The 15,871-nt window shown below is 32.4% G+C and carries 16 protein-coding genes and 1 tRNA gene; 8 read left to right on the top strand and 9 right to left on the bottom strand.

Annotated features, from left to right (window positions below):
- Window positions 1-76: 76 nt before the first annotated feature.
- Window positions 77-511, bottom strand: coding sequence for an NHL repeat-containing protein (locus WFZ85_RS00755; RefSeq protein WP_342694375.1), 435 nt, complete (start codon window positions 509-511; stop codon window positions 77-79).
- Between the two features lie 630 nt (window positions 512-1,141).
- A tRNA-Met gene (locus WFZ85_RS00750) sits at window positions 1,142-1,215 on the bottom strand.
- Between the two features lie 143 nt (window positions 1,216-1,358).
- Between WFZ85_RS00750 and WFZ85_RS00745 the strand changes: the two genes are divergently transcribed.
- Both WFZ85_RS00745 and WFZ85_RS00740 read left to right on the top strand, forming a co-directional pair.
- Window positions 1,359-1,751 carry an START-like domain-containing protein gene (locus WFZ85_RS00745; RefSeq protein WP_342694374.1) on the top strand — a complete coding sequence of 131 codons (393 nt, stop codon included), beginning with the start codon at window positions 1,359-1,361 and terminating at the stop codon, window positions 1,749-1,751.
- 59 nt (window positions 1,752-1,810) lie between these two features.
- Window positions 1,811-2,650 (top strand): aminotransferase class IV, encoded by an 840-nt coding sequence (locus WFZ85_RS00740; RefSeq protein WP_342694373.1) that lies wholly within the window; start codon window positions 1,811-1,813, stop codon window positions 2,648-2,650.
- Here the strand turns inward: WFZ85_RS00740 and WFZ85_RS00735 are convergent.
- The 5 genes from WFZ85_RS00735 to WFZ85_RS00715 all read right to left on the bottom strand — a co-directional run bounded on the left by WFZ85_RS00735 (window position 2,637) and on the right by WFZ85_RS00715 (window position 7,291).
- Window positions 2,637-3,197, bottom strand: a complete 561-nt coding sequence (locus tag WFZ85_RS00735) for a YqgE/AlgH family protein (protein WP_342694372.1) — start codon at window positions 3,195-3,197, stop codon at window positions 2,637-2,639. The genes WFZ85_RS00740 and WFZ85_RS00735 overlap by 14 nt on opposite strands.
- Window positions 3,198-3,316: 119 nt before the next feature.
- The gene (locus WFZ85_RS00730) at window positions 3,317-3,589 is read right to left on the bottom strand and encodes an HU family DNA-binding protein (protein ID WP_342694371.1); all 273 of its coding nucleotides are present in this window, start codon (window positions 3,587-3,589) and stop codon (window positions 3,317-3,319) included.
- Between the two features lie 177 nt (window positions 3,590-3,766).
- Window positions 3,767-4,714 carry a methionyl-tRNA formyltransferase gene (fmt, locus tag WFZ85_RS00725; RefSeq protein ID WP_342694370.1) on the bottom strand — a complete coding sequence of 316 codons (948 nt, stop codon included), beginning with the start codon at window positions 4,712-4,714 and terminating at the stop codon, window positions 3,767-3,769.
- 23 nt (window positions 4,715-4,737) lie between these two features.
- The gene (locus WFZ85_RS00720; protein WP_342694369.1) at window positions 4,738-6,630 is read right to left on the bottom strand and encodes a RecQ family ATP-dependent DNA helicase; all 1,893 of its coding nucleotides are present in this window, start codon (window positions 6,628-6,630) and stop codon (window positions 4,738-4,740) included.
- A 124-nt stretch (window positions 6,631-6,754) separates the two neighbouring features.
- On the bottom strand, window positions 6,755-7,291 hold the full coding sequence (locus WFZ85_RS00715; protein WP_342694368.1) for an AAA family ATPase: 537 nt from the start codon (window positions 7,289-7,291) through the stop codon (window positions 6,755-6,757).
- 159 nt (window positions 7,292-7,450) lie between these two features.
- Here WFZ85_RS00715 and WFZ85_RS00710 point away from each other — a divergent pair, with 159 nt between their 5' ends.
- From WFZ85_RS00710 to WFZ85_RS00695, 4 genes are all read left to right on the top strand, one after another.
- Complete coding sequence (locus WFZ85_RS00710; RefSeq protein WP_342694367.1) at window positions 7,451-7,735, top strand: DUF493 family protein; 285 nt, start codon at window positions 7,451-7,453, stop codon at window positions 7,733-7,735.
- On the top strand, window positions 7,735-8,445 hold the full coding sequence (locus WFZ85_RS00705) for a DUF4290 domain-containing protein (RefSeq protein ID WP_342694366.1): 711 nt from the start codon (window positions 7,735-7,737) through the stop codon (window positions 8,443-8,445). Before WFZ85_RS00710 ends, WFZ85_RS00705 begins: the two co-directional genes overlap by 1 nt.
- A 69-nt stretch (window positions 8,446-8,514) precedes the next feature.
- On the top strand, window positions 8,515-9,825 hold the full coding sequence (murA, locus tag WFZ85_RS00700) for a UDP-N-acetylglucosamine 1-carboxyvinyltransferase (protein ID WP_342694365.1): 1,311 nt from the start codon (window positions 8,515-8,517) through the stop codon (window positions 9,823-9,825).
- Between the two features lie 90 nt (window positions 9,826-9,915).
- Entirely contained in the window at window positions 9,916-10,680 is a 765-nt protein-coding gene (locus tag WFZ85_RS00695; protein ID WP_342694364.1) for a sulfite exporter TauE/SafE family protein, read from the top strand.
- 19 nt (window positions 10,681-10,699) lie between these two features.
- On the opposite strand, the gene WFZ85_RS00690 is transcribed toward WFZ85_RS00695, so the two are convergent.
- Both WFZ85_RS00690 and aroQ read right to left on the bottom strand, forming a co-directional pair.
- The gene (locus tag WFZ85_RS00690) at window positions 10,700-13,156 is read right to left on the bottom strand and encodes a DUF5686 and carboxypeptidase regulatory-like domain-containing protein (RefSeq protein WP_342694363.1); all 2,457 of its coding nucleotides are present in this window, start codon (window positions 13,154-13,156) and stop codon (window positions 10,700-10,702) included.
- Window positions 13,157-13,917: 761 nt separating this feature from the next.
- Window positions 13,918-14,331, bottom strand: coding sequence for a type II 3-dehydroquinate dehydratase (gene aroQ, locus WFZ85_RS00685; RefSeq protein ID WP_342694362.1), 414 nt, complete (start codon window positions 14,329-14,331; stop codon window positions 13,918-13,920).
- A 272-nt stretch (window positions 14,332-14,603) separates the two neighbouring features.
- Between aroQ and WFZ85_RS00680 the strand changes: the two genes are divergently transcribed.
- Together WFZ85_RS00680 and WFZ85_RS00675 are read left to right on the top strand one after the other, a co-directional pair.
- Window positions 14,604-15,212 (top strand): porin family protein, encoded by a 609-nt coding sequence (locus WFZ85_RS00680; RefSeq protein ID WP_342694361.1) that lies wholly within the window; start codon window positions 14,604-14,606, stop codon window positions 15,210-15,212.
- A 296-nt stretch (window positions 15,213-15,508) separates the two neighbouring features.
- Window positions 15,509-15,838 carry a hypothetical protein gene (locus tag WFZ85_RS00675; RefSeq protein ID WP_342694360.1) on the top strand — a complete coding sequence of 110 codons (330 nt, stop codon included), beginning with the start codon at window positions 15,509-15,511 and terminating at the stop codon, window positions 15,836-15,838.
- Window positions 15,839-15,871: the final 33 nt, after the last annotated feature.

Here is a 15,871-nt window from a genome sequence, read left to right as displayed (position 1 = left end):
ATAGTAGATTATTTAAAGTTGACCACTTGGTTGACCACTTGACAGCGGTAGTCTATAAGTATAAATTATTTATAAATTATTTATTGATAACCCTGTAGTACTTGCTATTCCCTGCCATGCGGCTTTCTGCTAGCGTGCTCACTACCCCTACTGACGTAATCACACAGATTAAATTATTACCAAAATCAGGTATAAATACATTGCCTGAAGCACTGGTGGTAATTACTGAGGGGAAACTAAATGAAGAATCGGATCTAGTATCATTGGTATTTCCTGCGACGCCACTGCCTGCAAGTGTTCTAACTGTTGCCACTGAATTTATCGGGAGCGAACTGCTGATTACAATGCTGCATTGGGCGCTTACTTCGGCAAAAGGAGTTAGTGATAACACTACAAACAGGCACTTAAGCATATTTGTTGTGATAGAAATGGTACTTTTTTTAACTTGTTTTTTTTCTGTTAAGGAAAACGGCAAGTTTGATTTTTTCGATTTAAGTAATAATTGTTTCATAACTCTGGGGTTATTATGATTTATTATTTAAATGAAGTGGTATCTACTTCATTCTTTTTATTTGACAATTCAAAACTAGAATATTTTTAAATATAATCGATAAAAAGTATAAAAAAATCGATGAAATGCACTTTTTAATATAATAAATAAATAAATATCTTACAATAATATTTTGTTATTGTAGTTTTGTTATTAGAAAAAAGAAACCGAAAGTTGAATTATTTTGAAATTTTAAAACAGAAATAAATGTTACAAACAAAAAAAGGTTTGGAAGAGTCCAAACCTTTAATTTATTTCGCTACAGGGAGATTTGAACTCCAGTATGGCGGACAGATATTAATCTTAAACTCTTTAAATAGGCGATAAATTTTCTTCCGTTTTTTGGTTTGAAACAATTATCACGTTTTACAAGAGTTGTTTTGGAATAGGAAACTTCTATATAGATAACTTTTCAAAACCAGTAAACGATGGTGCAACCTTTGTTTAATTTAATACAACTATAAAATCTTCTTACTGTTAAAGGAGTTTATTTTTTATACGTTTTATCATATTTTTTTACGCAGAAGAAAAACTATAAACAACATATTTCTAATAAAAAAATCCCATCCATTTCAAATGGGTGGGATTTAGTAGCGAGAGGGAGATTTGAACTCCCGACCTCAGGGTTATGAATCCTGCGCTCTAACCGACTGAGCTACCTCGCCGTGGCAATGCATAACGTCAATGCGGGTGCAAATATAAAATTAAAATTTAGGGCAACAAACTTATATTAGTAATTTTTTTATTTTTAAAAAACCCATTTTTTTTGATTTTTATTCTATATATTTCCAAAAAATTTATTCGAATTATGGATAGTAAAGTACGTTACGAATTAGAGTTTCCTTTAAATTCATCGCCACAGTTGTTGTATCAATATATATCAACACCTTCAGGTCTACAGGAATGGTTTGCTGATAATGTTAATTCTAGAGGCGAATTTTTTACTTTTATATGGGATGGCAATGAAGAAAATGCTAGGCTTGCATCTAAGAAAACTGGTGAAAAGGTTAAATTCAAGTGGGTTGACGAAGAAAAAAAAGATACTGAATACTACTTTGAATTAAGAATTTTGGAAGATGAGATAACTAAAGACGTTTCATTAATGGTCGTTGATTACGCGTTAGAAGATGAACTCGAGGAGTCAAAATTGTTGTGGGAAAATCAAGTTTCTGATTTAAAACATGTAATAGGTTCAATATAAATAAATTTTTAAAGTTAAATTTGTCCCGTCTTGTTCTAATAACATGATGGGATTTTTTTATGATAAATTTTAATGGAGTTATTTTAGACTCTAATATACAGTTGTCTGTTAATAATCGTTCTTTTTTATATGGTGATGGAGTTTTTGAAACTTTAAAAATTGTTGACGGCAAAATTTTATTCTTCGAGGACCATTACTTTCGTTTAATGGCATCGATGAGAATCATTAGAATGGAAATTCCAATGTCGTTTACTTTGGAATTTCTTGAAGAACAAATAGTAAAACTGGCTTCTATCAATAAAGTAGAACATTCAGCAAGAGTGCGGTTCACCGTGTTTAGAAATGAAGGTGGATTTTATTCGCCAAATGATAATTCTATTTCTTATGTTATTCAAACTTCGGCTCTTTCTAGTAAAAATTATCAGATAGAGAAGTCCACCTTCGAAGTTGATTTATATAAAGATTATGTTGTTACCAAACAATTGCTTTCTACATTGAAGACAACTAATAAAATGATACAAGTAACAGCGAGTATTTTTGCAAAGGAAAATCAATTAGATAGCTGTTTGCTAGTTAACGAGTCAAAGAATGTGATTGAAGCAGTGAGTGGAAATCTTTTCATGTTGATGGGTAGTCAACTCATTACGCCAGCTATTTCTGAAGGTTGTTTAAATGGCATAATGAGAAAACAAATCATGAGTTTGGTAAAGCAGCTCGAAGGTGTTGAAATAGTTGAAAAAGAAATTTCACCTTTTGACTTGCAAAAAGCTGATGAATTATTTATCACTAATGTGATTGTAGGAATTCAACCAATTACTAAATATAGAAAAAAAGATTTTGGAACACAGTTCTCTAGTCAATTAGTAGAAAAGCTCAATATGCAAATTAATTCAAAATAGGGTTTTCGGGTGCATTGGACCAAATCAAGTATTCTCCACCCAATTCTAAAATTCTTTTTTTCCAAAATTGAGCAGCATTTTTGCCCAAAATCTTGTTATGATAGATGTTGTCTGTTACTATCCATGAGTTTGCTTCCTTTTCGGTTTCTAATTGATGAGCATCCCAACCTGAGTAACCCAAGAAAAAGCGAATTTCTTTTTTTGATATGACACCTTTATTGATAAGTTCTTTGACTATTTCAAAGTCACCACCCCAAAAAAGACCATTGGAAATTTCAATACTATTGTTAATCAGTGCAGGAACTGTATGGATAAAATATAAATTATCTTGTTCGACTGGACCACCATTATATATTTTAAAATTTGAATTTATTTCTGGAAGTAAATCATTGATGGTATATTTTAATGGTTTGTTTAAAATAAAACCAACTGATCCATCACTATTGTGATCTACCAGCAATATTACTGATCGGTTGAATGATAGGTCACCAATTATTGATGGTTCAGCAATTAGTAGTTTGCCTTTTTTTAATACATCTGTAATCATAACATCAAAGTTTTATTAAATATAACAAAAAAAAGTTTTTAAAAAAAATTAAAAATTAACAACAATAAAAAAGTCACATCGGTGTGATGTGACTTTTATATTTTGGAAAACCTAAATAATTAGTTAACTGCTCCGTCTAATTCAGCACCAGCTTTAAATTTCACTACATTTTTAGCAGCAATTTTGATAGTTTTACCAGTTTGTGGATTTCTTCCGTCTCTTGCAGCTCTTTTAGAAACTGACCAAGAACCGAAACCTACTAAAGATACTCTACCACCTTTTTTCAATGTACTACCTACATTTCCTAAAAATGATTCTAAAGCTAACTTAGCAGCTGCTTTCGTGATACCAGCATCTGCTGCAATTGCATCGATTAATTCTGATTTGTTCATAATGTTAGTTATTAATTGTTGGTTAAATATTTTAATTTATTGTAACAAATTTAATAGGAATTCCTTACTACACAAGCGATTTCGGCTTTTTTTCAAAAATTTGTTGATAACTTAGGTCTTTTGTTGATAAGCCAATGATTTTCTCCCGCTTTTTAACCGAGAAAACGTCTTAAAGCCTTATTCAGCAACAGCATTTACAGAAAAAACTACACCATTTAAAAGTTCTCCAGCGTTCATTTTTTTCTTTCCTGGAAGTTGCAATACTAGTAGTTGAATAAATCCATCTCTTACTGCTACTTTGATTTCTTTTTTGGATGTTAAAATTGTACCAATAGTATAATCGTGTTGTTCTAGGACGATCTTAACCTCATATATTTTCACATTCCATAGATTGTTTTTGTCTTTTATATTGCACCAAGCACCAGGATAAGGAGAAAGTCCACGAATTAAATTGTGAATTTCTTTTGGTGATTTGTTCCAATCTACTTTACAATTTTCACGATTGAGTTTAAAGGCTGTTTTAATTTCTGCATTGTCAATTTGAATGGTTGTTTTTACTGTTCCTTTTTCTATTAATGCCAAAGTTTCTGTCACTGCTTCACTGCCTAATAGCATTAATCGGTCACGAAGTTCACCTGCATTTTCGCCGATATTTATTGCTGTGCTTTTACTCAATATCATTGCTCCGGTATCAATTTTATCGTCAATAAAAAAAGTAGTGACACCAGTTTTTGTTTCTCCATTTATAATCGCCCAGTTAATAGGTGCAGCACCGCGATAGTTAGGAAGTAATGACGCATGTAGGTTAAAAGTTCCCAATCTCGGCATTCGCCATACTACTTCGGGCAACATTCTAAAAGCAACTACAACTTGAAGATTGGCATTTAAATCTTTTAATTCAGAAAGAAATGCATCGTCTTTAAGATTGGTTGGTTGTAATAATTTTAGATTATGGTCAAGCGCATATTCTTTCACGGCTGAAAATGAAATTTTTTGACCTCGGCCAGAAGGTTTGTCGGCAGCAGTGATTACACCAACTACTTCGTAATTGTTTTTAAGGATGCTATCCAAAATTCCAACTGCAAATTCGGGTGTTCCCATAAAAACAATACGTAACTTTTCCATAAATACCAATTTGATTTTTTACTTTAATTTAAAGAATATGTGTTATTCGATTTAATACTAATGATGTCAGTTTCTAATAACTCTTGTAACGCAAAGATAACATCGTCTGTGGGAAGTTTTGATAATTTTTGGATATCTCTCGAATTCAAATTTTGTTTTTTAAGCAATTCAATAATTGTTTTTTGAATTATAGTTGAATTATTAGTTTTTTTTTCTTTAGAAATACAATAAGAACAAACACCGCAGTCTTTACTCAGTATTTCACCAAAATAAGACATCAATAGCTTGTTTTTGCATGTTTTACGGTCTGAACAATAATGTAAAACAGCCTGAAGTTGTTCTGTTTTTAATTTATTTTGTGCTACCAGATACTTTGCTATTCTATTAATAGTATGTTCGTCTTCTCTAATTTCATTAAAAGTTATGACAGCATCATTAGTTTTCAATATCATTTCGATGATATTCTTTTCTTTTAACTTTTGGAAAAGGTCTAAAACAACATTTTCGGAGCAATTCGATTTTTTCGTAATCAGTTGTAAATTTACAGCTGTTTGTAAATCATATATTCCCGGATATGTTCGTAAAATTGTCAAAATTATCCCTTCATCAGATGGATTTAAACTCATGTACCTAATAACCTCTTTAGAGGAAATAATAAATTGCAAGCTTAATTTTTCTGAAAACTCCTGCGATAGGGTTATTACACCTTGTCTATCTAAAAATTGTAAAGCATTATAAGTTTTTAAGGTGGGAAATTTATATTTACCACAAAACTGATTCAGATTAAAACTAAATTGTTCATCAATACCTTCTCCATAAGCAATCTGAAAATAATTGCAGAGTTTAGAAAACACAATATTTAAGAAGGCTTTATCTGGCAAAACACTAATAAACTGTGCTTCTGCATGTAAAATATCAGATGCGTTGTTTAGTATTACAGCGAATGCTTTTTCTCCATTCCTTCCAGCACGTCCTGACTCTTGATAATAATTCTCTAGATTTTGAGGTAAGTGCAGGTGAATAATGGTTTTAACATTAGCTTTGTCTATTCCCATTCCAAAAGCATTGGTAGCTACCATTATTTGTGCTTTTTCTTCCATCCATAATTTCATGTGGCTTTCTTTGTCTTTGTATGATAAACCACCGTGATAAAAAGTCGCAGAGAAACCTAAATTTTCAAGCTGATAAACAGTCTCAGTACAGGCCTTTCTACTGGTTACATAAATTATAGAAGATTGCCTATTTTTTGCAACTATTTGACTTAAAAGGTTAAGTTTATCCTCGGTTTCAAAAACCATGTAAGCAATATTTTCTCTATAGAATGATTTTTTAAAAACCGCTGGATTTTTTAGTTGCAATTGAATAATAAGGTCTTCTTGCACACGTGGTGTGGCCGAGGCAGTTAAGGCAAGAAATGGTATAGTAGGGAAATATTCTTTAAGCTTAGCGATTTTCAAGTAAGCAGGACGAAAATCATGTCCCCATTGTGAAACACAATGTGCTTCGTCTATCGCGATGAGATTTATAGGTAGATTTTTTATACGTTCTAAAATCCAATCGCTTTGTAACCGTTCTGGAGAAAGATATAGGAACTTGTAATTGCCAAACTGGCAATTATCCAATAAATCAATTATTTCATCCTGATGAATTCCTCCAGTTAATGCAATAGCTTTGATGCCTTTGTTTTGCAAATTTTGAACTTGGTCGCGCATCAAGGCAATTAACGGAGAAACGACTAAACAAATCCCATCTTGCATCATAGCTGGCACCTGAAAACAAATCGATTTTCCTCCGCCAGTTGGCATCAGTGCTAAAGTGTCTTTTCCATCCAATACCGAAGCAATGATTTCTTCTTGTGGCGAACGGAAAGTGTTGTGTTTCCAAAATTTTTGAAGAATATCTATTGCGGTATCCAAGGCGCTGACTGTTTGTTCATCAAAACTACTTATTTTTTATGAAAGTAGAGGAAAGAGAAAAGAAAATTGAGGAAAGAGAATGAAACTCGAAACTTGCCACCCGAAATCTGCAACCAGCAACTTTTTAGAAAAGCTGATTTAGAATAAATTGAATACGCTCTTCGACAGTACCTCTCGGTACTTCAATCATTTCATAACCATAGTACTGATAGGTTTCTTTTAGATGATCAAAAATTAATTTGGCTTGCTCAAAATTTTCATAACGTGCTTCATCGCTTTCATAAATGTCTTCCCATGGTGGAAGTACAAAAATTTTTGAGTATTGATGATTTTTACTTGCTTCATCAAAAAAAGCAGGATAGCTATCGCCAATATAGTGCATATAGGCCAAAATATCTGGAATTCCTCTATCAAGAAATACAATGTCAGCTGCATCTTCGATAGCTAATTGGTATTGTTTTCGTCTTCCTTCGAGTAATAATTCGCTAAATAGAAGCGGTTTTTCGAGGAATAATTGTTCAATACCTTGTTTTTTAGCTTCGAGTGTTATTTGTCTAGAAATTTCAGGGAAACACGCATAACCTTGTTCGATGAGTGCATCGATAATTGTGGTTTTTCCTGTTCCTGGACCACCAGTAATAACTATGAGCTCTTTTTTCAAGATTTTTGAAATGAGGGGCAAATTTATTGAAACAAATTAGAATATTGGAAGTGTTTTATTGTTTTTATTTAATTGAAAATACCATTTTTGAAAATTCCTATATTCCTAACTTCTAAAATCTAAATCCAATACTGTATATTTGCTTTTATTTTATTTTACATGGATAAGAAAACAGAAGAGTTTTATATCAGGTTACGCGAAGAGTTGAACAATACGTCCACTTGGCCAGGAGAATATTTATTCAAATTCATTGTTCCAACTGATCCCAAAAAAGTGGAACAAGTAGAAAATGCTTTTGATAATATTGGAGCCGTAATACAAACAAATAAATCAAAAACTGGAAAATATACAAGTGTATCGATCAATGTGATGATGGAGAGTCCAGAAAGCGTTGTGGAAAAATATATCGAAGTTTCAAATATTGAAGGAATAATATCATTATAATGGATGAAAAATATATAAAAGAACAAGCAAATGATGTGGTTCATTTCCTTGAATATAATGCAGAAAGACCACATTTGATAATTCCAGAATATGGTCGTCATTTGCAAAAATTAATTACTCAAGCTACTCAAATTGAAGATCGAGTAGAGCGCAATAAAGCTGCAAAATACATTATTCAAGTGATGGGAAGTCTAAATCCGCATTTAAGAGATGTACTTGATTTTCAGCACAAGTTGTGGGATCAGCTTTTTATAATGTCTGATTTCAAATTGGATGTAGACTCACCTTATCCTATCCCAACGAAAGATGTTATCTTTTTAAAACCAGAACGATTAGCATATCCTCAAAAAAATCCAAAATATCGATTTTATGGCAATAATATCAAATACATGATCAATGTTGCCAACAGTTGGGAAGATGGCGAAATGAAAAATGCCTTAGTCAAAGTAATCGCCAATCACATGAAAAAATCGTATCTGAGTTGGAACAAAGATACCGTAACCGACATCGTAATTTTCGAACATCTATATGAGCTTTCCGACGGAAAACTGAATTTATTAAGCAGCAACGAAGAGTTATTGAATACCAATGATTTGATGCGAACAAATAAAAAAATGTCGAATAAAAATCTGCCACCACAAAATGCCAAAATCAAGAGCAATAAAAACGGCAAAAAACCTTTCATAAAAAATAATAATAATCCAAAATAAGTAGCGGGCGTCTGTTATCAGTATATAGTTACTGACAACTGGCAACTGGCAACTGATAACTATTAAAACATGGGAACATTTAAAATTGAAGGAGGTATTCAATTAAAAGGTGATGTCACACCTCAAGGAGCAAAAAATGAAGCATTACAAATATTATGTGCAGTTCTTTTAACACCCGAAAAAGTAACAATCAGTAATATTCCAGATATCATCGATGTTAATAAATTGATAACGCTTCTTGGAAATTTGGGTGTAAAAATCCAAAAGAACGGTCCAGGTTCTATCACTTTTCAAGCTGATGAGGTAAATGTAGGTTATCTTGAAACCGAAGCGTTCAAAAAAGAAGGCGGAAGTTTAAGAGGTTCAATTATGATTGTAGGTCCACTTTTGGCTCGCTTCGGAAAAGGATATATTCCAAAACCTGGTGGCGATAAAATAGGAAGACGTCGTTTGGATACCCATTTTGAAGGATTTATTAATTTGGGTGCAAAGTTTCGTTATGAAAGAGAAGACCATTTTTATGGCGTAGAAAATAAAGGTAGATTAAAAGGTACACACATGTTACTCGATGAAGCATCGGTAACAGGAACAGCAAATATTGTAATGGCTGCTGTTTTAGCCGAAGGAATTACTACAGTTTACAATGCAGCTTGTGAACCCTATTTGCAACAATTGTGTAAAATGTTGAACTCGATGGGTGCAAAAATCACAGGAGTTGGTTCTAATTTATTGACTATAGAAGGTGTTGAAAAATTGGGAGGTTGCGAACACAGAATCCTTCCTGATATGATTGAAATCGGTTCTTGGATTGGATTGGCAGCCATGACCAAAAGCGAAATTACCATCAAAAATGTGTCATGGGAAAACCTTGGTGTTATTCCAAATGTGTTTAGAAAACTAGGAATTACATTAGAGAAAAAAGGCGATGACATCTATATTCCTGCTCATACCAAAGGTTACACTGTTAAAACTGATATCGACGGTTCAATTTTAACCATTGCCGATGCACCATGGCCAGGTTTTACGCCCGATTTGTTGAGTATTGTTTTAGTCGTTGCCACACAAGCTAATGGTGATGTTTTAATTCATCAAAAAATGTTTGAAAGCCGTTTGTTTTTTGTGGATAAATTAATAGATATGGGTGCAAAAATTATGTTGTGTGATCCACACAGAGCCGTAGTTATGGGTCATAATTTCCAATCACAGTTAAAAGCCACTGTAATGTCGTCGCCTGATATTCGTGCCGGAATTTCTTTGTTGATTGCCGCACTTTCTGCCAAAGGAACTTCTACTATTCAAAATATTGAGCAAATTGACAGAGGTTATGAGCGAATTGACGAAAGACTTCGTGCACTTGGTGCTAATATCGTTAGATTATAAATCGATAGAATTTTATTTTAAACCATTAAGGTAGTAAGAGAATTAAGAACGACTTAATGAAACTTAATTTCTTAATGGTTTTTACTTTTTATGGAAACTTACATAATCATTTTGCTTTGTATAGCAGCATTCTTCGCAGGATTTGTAGATGCAATAGTTGGTGGTGGCGGATTAATACAAACACCAGTCGCCATAATTTTACTTCCACAACTATCCGTAGCAACTATTATTGGTTCGCTGAAAATTCCAGCGTTTAGTGGAACTAGTTTTGCTGCTTATCAGTACTTAAAAAAAGTACAAATGAACTGGAAATTGCTTTCTATTATGGCGCTTGTCGCTTTTTTTTCTGCTTTTTTAGGTTCAAATCTATTGACATTGGTACACAATGATTTTATGAAGCCATTGCTATTAGTAGTTTTGATATTTATTGCCATTTATACCTTTACTAAAAAAGATTTTGGAATTCATCAAGCTAAAGAACATTCTCTTAAAAGGCAACTTTTATTAGGTGTTATAATAAGTGTTTGCATTGGTTTTTATGATGGATTTATTGGTCCAGGAACAGGAAGTTTCCTCGTCCTAGCGTTCGTTTCAGTTTTGGGTTTTGATTTTCTTCACGCATCGGCAAATGCCAAAATGGTTAACTTGGCAACTAACTTTGGTTCAATTTGTCTTTTTATTTTAAAAGGCAAAATCATTTGGGCTATTGCTATCCCGATGGCAATTTGCAACGCACTTGGTGGTTTTATTGGTGCAAAATTGGCGATAAAAAAAGGAAATACTTTCATTAGAAAGTTTTTCCTTTTTGTGGTAATCTTAACGTTAATTCGTTTTGGGTATGATGTGTTTTTTTAAAACAGTAATTTATTATCGATTAAAAATTAATTCCAAACATTACTCCGTCTCCTAAATAACCACCTTGATAGGTGCGAACATAATCCACTCGGAATATCCTAACTTTTCCAAAACCAAGATTGCTCAATCCTACTGAAAACTCTTGGTAGGGCTTTCTTTCTGGAATAGCCAAATTTTTAAACCCAAGCATCAATTTAGATTTTAATTTATTTACTAACGGAATTTTATTCATTATATAGCCTTTGTCATCGTGTTCAAAATGCATTTCCACATAACTATCGTTTGTACTTGATTGATAATAGGGCAATAAATAGAACGAATTGATATAAGAAGAGCCAATCATAACATTGGTTTCATTGCCATTGAAGTGCTTGTAATCAACAAACGAAATTCCTTCGGCATTGAAAAATTTACCTGCTCTGATATTAATTCCTGTTTCTCCTTTGTTTCCTATTGATAAATTTTGGATAATTCTCGCCGTTACTTTATCATAATTATAGTTGTCTTGGCTGGCAGCAAACCCTTTTTCGTAGCCTAAAAGTAGCGTTGGATATTTATCATTGCCAAGATTATACTTTCCATCAGGACGCGTTACGTATTGTTGGCCAAATTTAATTCGACCGCTAACATTCAGTTTAACTAAGTTGTGCCTGTCAATCGCGGCGCTGCTTTCGTCTAATGGTAACAAAGGATTGTTTGAAGTATATAATTTAGAGTTTTTGATTACTACAAAATCTGTTGTATTAAAAAGTGGTTTTCGTTCGGCATATTCAAGGGCAAAAGTCATATTTAAACCGTTGAACATTTCTCTAGAAAAATTAGCGGTAATAAAATTCTTTTCATACAATTTCATAAAATTATTTTTGAAAAGCAACGAGCTAATTGTATTTGCAATTTTAGAGATAGGTTCTTCGGGGTTGAACTGAGTGGCTACATTTCCACCAATAACGCTAACAAAGGTTTTGGTTTTGTTGTTTAGTTTTGCCGAAAAATAGGCAGTGGGTCTAAAAACTTCATCTGAAAAGCCATAAGCTACGTTAGACCCAATCTGGTAATAGGTTTTTTTATCCTCGTTATTTTTAAAATACGATAAACCCATACTGGTATTGTATCCTTGAACAGTGTTAAAACTAGTGTTTAAAAGAGGTCCATTATAATTAATAGACCATTTTTTAAACGAGTTCGAATAGGTGTACCCGCTTAAAAAATCCATAACTCCAAACTTATTTTTCTTCTTATCGATAGAGTCTAAGTATACTTGCGATTTTTTCTTTTCTTGTAAAGCATCCTTTTTAACATAATCGGTGGTTTCTTCCTCTGTTAGCGGGACAGGTCTGATGGTGTTCCAAAAAGAATCTTCTTTCTTATTGGCGTTTTCTTCAAACTTTATTACCTCTGCCGTAAACGTTTTTTTCTCAAACTTTTCTTTAAATTCAAAGTTGGTAAATACATAAGTAAAGCCTCCCGAAATATTTACGCCAAACATTCCTGCATCAAAATCTAAAGTTTGGGTATTTTTAGTCCATACTTTTGTATTGGTATTGTAACTAAAATTTTGCTTCAAGGTTAAAGAATTTAGTGCAGGATTTTGCATTTGTATTCCTGTCATTGTAACATCAGTGGCATAAATGGCATAGGAATCGTCTACAATATAAATATATCCTGACATGACTGGTTCAGTATCGCGACGCGGTATTATTTTTATTTTATTGATTTGCTGGCGGTTTTCATTAAAAAATGAACCTTCGAATTTGTATTTGTAATAATTAAAAGCATTGTCAGCAACAGGCGATATAATATTGGCATCAAACTCAAGATAGGGGTCATAAAAATCAAAGTTTGCCGATGAGGCACTGTTAAAGCTGAAACCATTGTCGTTTCCACTTACTTTGGAGGCTATAATAACTTCTTTGAGTTTGTCGGGTTTTTGAAAAGTGACTTTTGAAACCGTTTCAGATAAGTATAAAATGCCGCTTCGTGTCGAGTCAATAATTTCGTCAAAAAAATCGAGCTTTTGCCCCAAAATTTTCTTTGGTAAATTCTTCACTCTGAATATTCCACGGGAATAAAAATCGGCAGTAAACTTTGACGCTTTTTCAGAATTACTTTTTTTATTTCTAATCGCATTTCTAATGATTTCATTAGCGGGGTTATCGCCTTTATTAATCACAACTTCATTAAGAGTAATGTTTTCCTCAACTAAAACTATTTCTACACTATCCGAAAATTGATTCTTTGTAAGTGATTTTTTTACTGATTTATATCCTAAATATTGAAAAACAAGTGTTGGATTTTCGGTTTTTACATTCAAAATAAAATTTCCTTTTTCGTTTGTAGTCGTTCCATTATAGGTGTTTTCTTCAAAAATATTAACAAACGCCAATGGATTTCCTTTATCATCAGTAACGGTTCCTTTAATTTGAGAAAATGAATAACAGTATAAAAATAGAAACAGGATTGAGGTGATTTTTTTCATAGTTTTTTGTTACAAAGGTATTTTTTATTTGTGGGTCAATGGAAATTTTTGTTACACAGAGAATAACATAAATTTTTCATGAGCTTCACATAGTTTTAATTTTCTGAGCGAGTCTATTCTTTTCTCCGTGTAGCTCTGTGAAATTATTTATGAATTCCGCACAGGTTCACAGCCATTTTTTATGAGTTTCACAGCGCTAAAAAAAACTTCGTGTATCTCTTTTTTTCTCCGTGTAGCTCTGTGAAATTATTTATTAATTCCGCACAGGTTCACAGCCATTTTTTATGAGTTTCACAGCGCTAAAAAAAACTTCGTGTATCTCTTTTTTTCTCCGTGTAGCTCTGTGAAATTATTTATTAATTCCGCACAGGTTCACAGCCATTTTTTATGAGTTTCACAGCGCTAAAAAAAACTTCGTGTATCTCTTTTTTTCTCCGTGTAGCTCTGTGAAATTATTTATGAATTCCGCACAGGTTCACAGCCATTTTTTATGAGTTTCACAGCGCTAAAAAAAACTTCGTGTATCTCTTTTTTTCTCCGTGTAGCTCTGTGAAATTATTTATGAATTCCGCATAGGTTCACAGCCATTTTTTATGAGTTTCACAGCGCTAAAAAAAACTTCGTGTATCTCTTTTTTTCTTCGTGTAGCTCTGTGAAATTATTTATGAATTCCGCATAGGTTCACAGCCATTTTTTATGATTTTCACAGCGCTAAAAAAAACTTCGTGTATCTCTTTTTTTCTCTGTGTGTCTCTGTGTACCTATAAAAACGATTGTATCGCCAATTCATAACTTTTCAATCCAAAACCAATAATAATTCCTTTGGCATTTGGCGAAATAAAAGATTGATGACGAAAAGTTTCTCTCGAAAAGGTGTTGGAAATATGAACTTCTATTACAGGAGTGGCAATCGCTTTTAAAGCATCGCCAATACCAATAGAAGTATGCGTATAGGCAGCTGCGTTAATAATTATGCCATCATAAGTAAAACCAACTTCTTGGATTTTATCTATCAACTCACCTTCAATATTGCTTTGAAAAAACGACAAATTCAGTGCAGGGTATTTTTTCTTCAGTTCCTCAAAAAATAATTCAAAAGAGGTAGTACCATAAACATCAGTTTCTCTTTTACCTAATAAATTAAGATTTGGTCCGTTAATAATGATGATATTCATTAGCAGTTGTTTTTGTAAAAGTAGCTAAACCAGATAAATTTTTAATGAGAATTACTTGATATTTTCGACCAAATTTTGTCTTTTTCTTATTATTTGCTGCTGTTTTTTCTTAATCTCATACTGTTGGTATCTATTAGTTTTTTGTAAATAAATGAAAATCAATTGTTTGTTTAAATATTCAGTTAATAACATTGTTAATAACTGTTGATGTGGCTATCGATGTAAAAAAAGAATTTTCTAAATCTGTCTTACTAATTTTAAAATTAAACAAAATGAAAAAAATTATTTTAACAGTTGCTGCAATATGTGCAGTTTCTTTTGCTAACGCACAAGACAAAACTTCTTCAGAAGGTTTTGCAAAAGGTGATTTGTATCTTTCAGGTACAGCTAATTTCTCTAATTCAAAAACTGGAGATTTTAAAACTGACAGCTTTACAGTAGCTCCAGGTGTAGGTTACTTTTTAACTGAAAACATTGCAATCGAAGGTTCATTAGGGTACACATCTGGTTCTGAATTTGTTGATGTTACTGGTGATGGCGATTTTTTAAATGTAGATGCATCTGGATTCGCATTTAGTGCAGGAGCGAGATACTTCTTTACTCCAGCTACTAAATTCTCACTTTCTATAGGTGCTAATGTTTCTTATGGTTCAGTAAAAGTTGAAGCTACTGGATTTGATTCTACTGTAAATGAAATTGGATTTAACATACCAGTTGGGTTGAACTATTTCGTTTCTAATAACTTTGCTCTTACTGCTGAGTGGGGTGGATTCCGTTATGCATCAAATGATAATGGTGGAGATGGCGCTGAGAAAACTAATGAGCTTGGATTAGGTCTTGATATGTCAGCTATCAGTTTTGGTTTGTTATACAAACTGTAAGAAATCCTACAATTTACTATTTAAAACCTCTCAACTGAGAGGTTTTTTTATGCTTATTATTTAGGGTGAAGTACTTTATAGTTAGGTTTATCATAAAATAGTTTAGTAGTAAAGTATAATTTGTTAGTTTTATGCTAAATAATAATAGGGTTATTGTTAATGTAATTAGGGTTATAATTACGATAGTTAGGGTTAATATAAATTAATGTAAATAAATACTAAATTAATTTAGAGTTAAAATATTTTTTATTATTAAAATAATAATTTATTTTAGCTTTGTAATAAGTACTATAACTATGAACACACTACCACACATGGGTGAATTAGTCAAAAAAAGAATCCTTGAAAAAAAACTATCTTTCGCCGAAGTATGCCGACGAATAAACGTCAAACAACCCGTTATGAACGGCTATTTTTTTAGCCCAACACTGCAAACTAGCATCATCTGGAAAATAAGTATAGCCATTGAGCACAACCTCTTTGCCGATTTAATCGAAAAATTGCCTTCTAATGTTCAAAACGCAAACCATACCGCATTTCAGCAAACAATTCAACGGCAAGAAGAGGAAATAAAAGATTTGAAAAAGGAAATAGTTATTTATAAAGAGATTCTAAAAAACAAGTAATGCTTTATGAAAACTAGCGATGTTCTTAACTAT

Source organism: Flavobacterium aureirubrum (assembly GCF_038739835.1).
Lineage (GTDB): Bacteria > Bacteroidota > Bacteroidia > Flavobacteriales > Flavobacteriaceae > Flavobacterium > Flavobacterium aureirubrum.
This window is presented reverse-complemented; position numbering and strand designations above follow the sequence as displayed.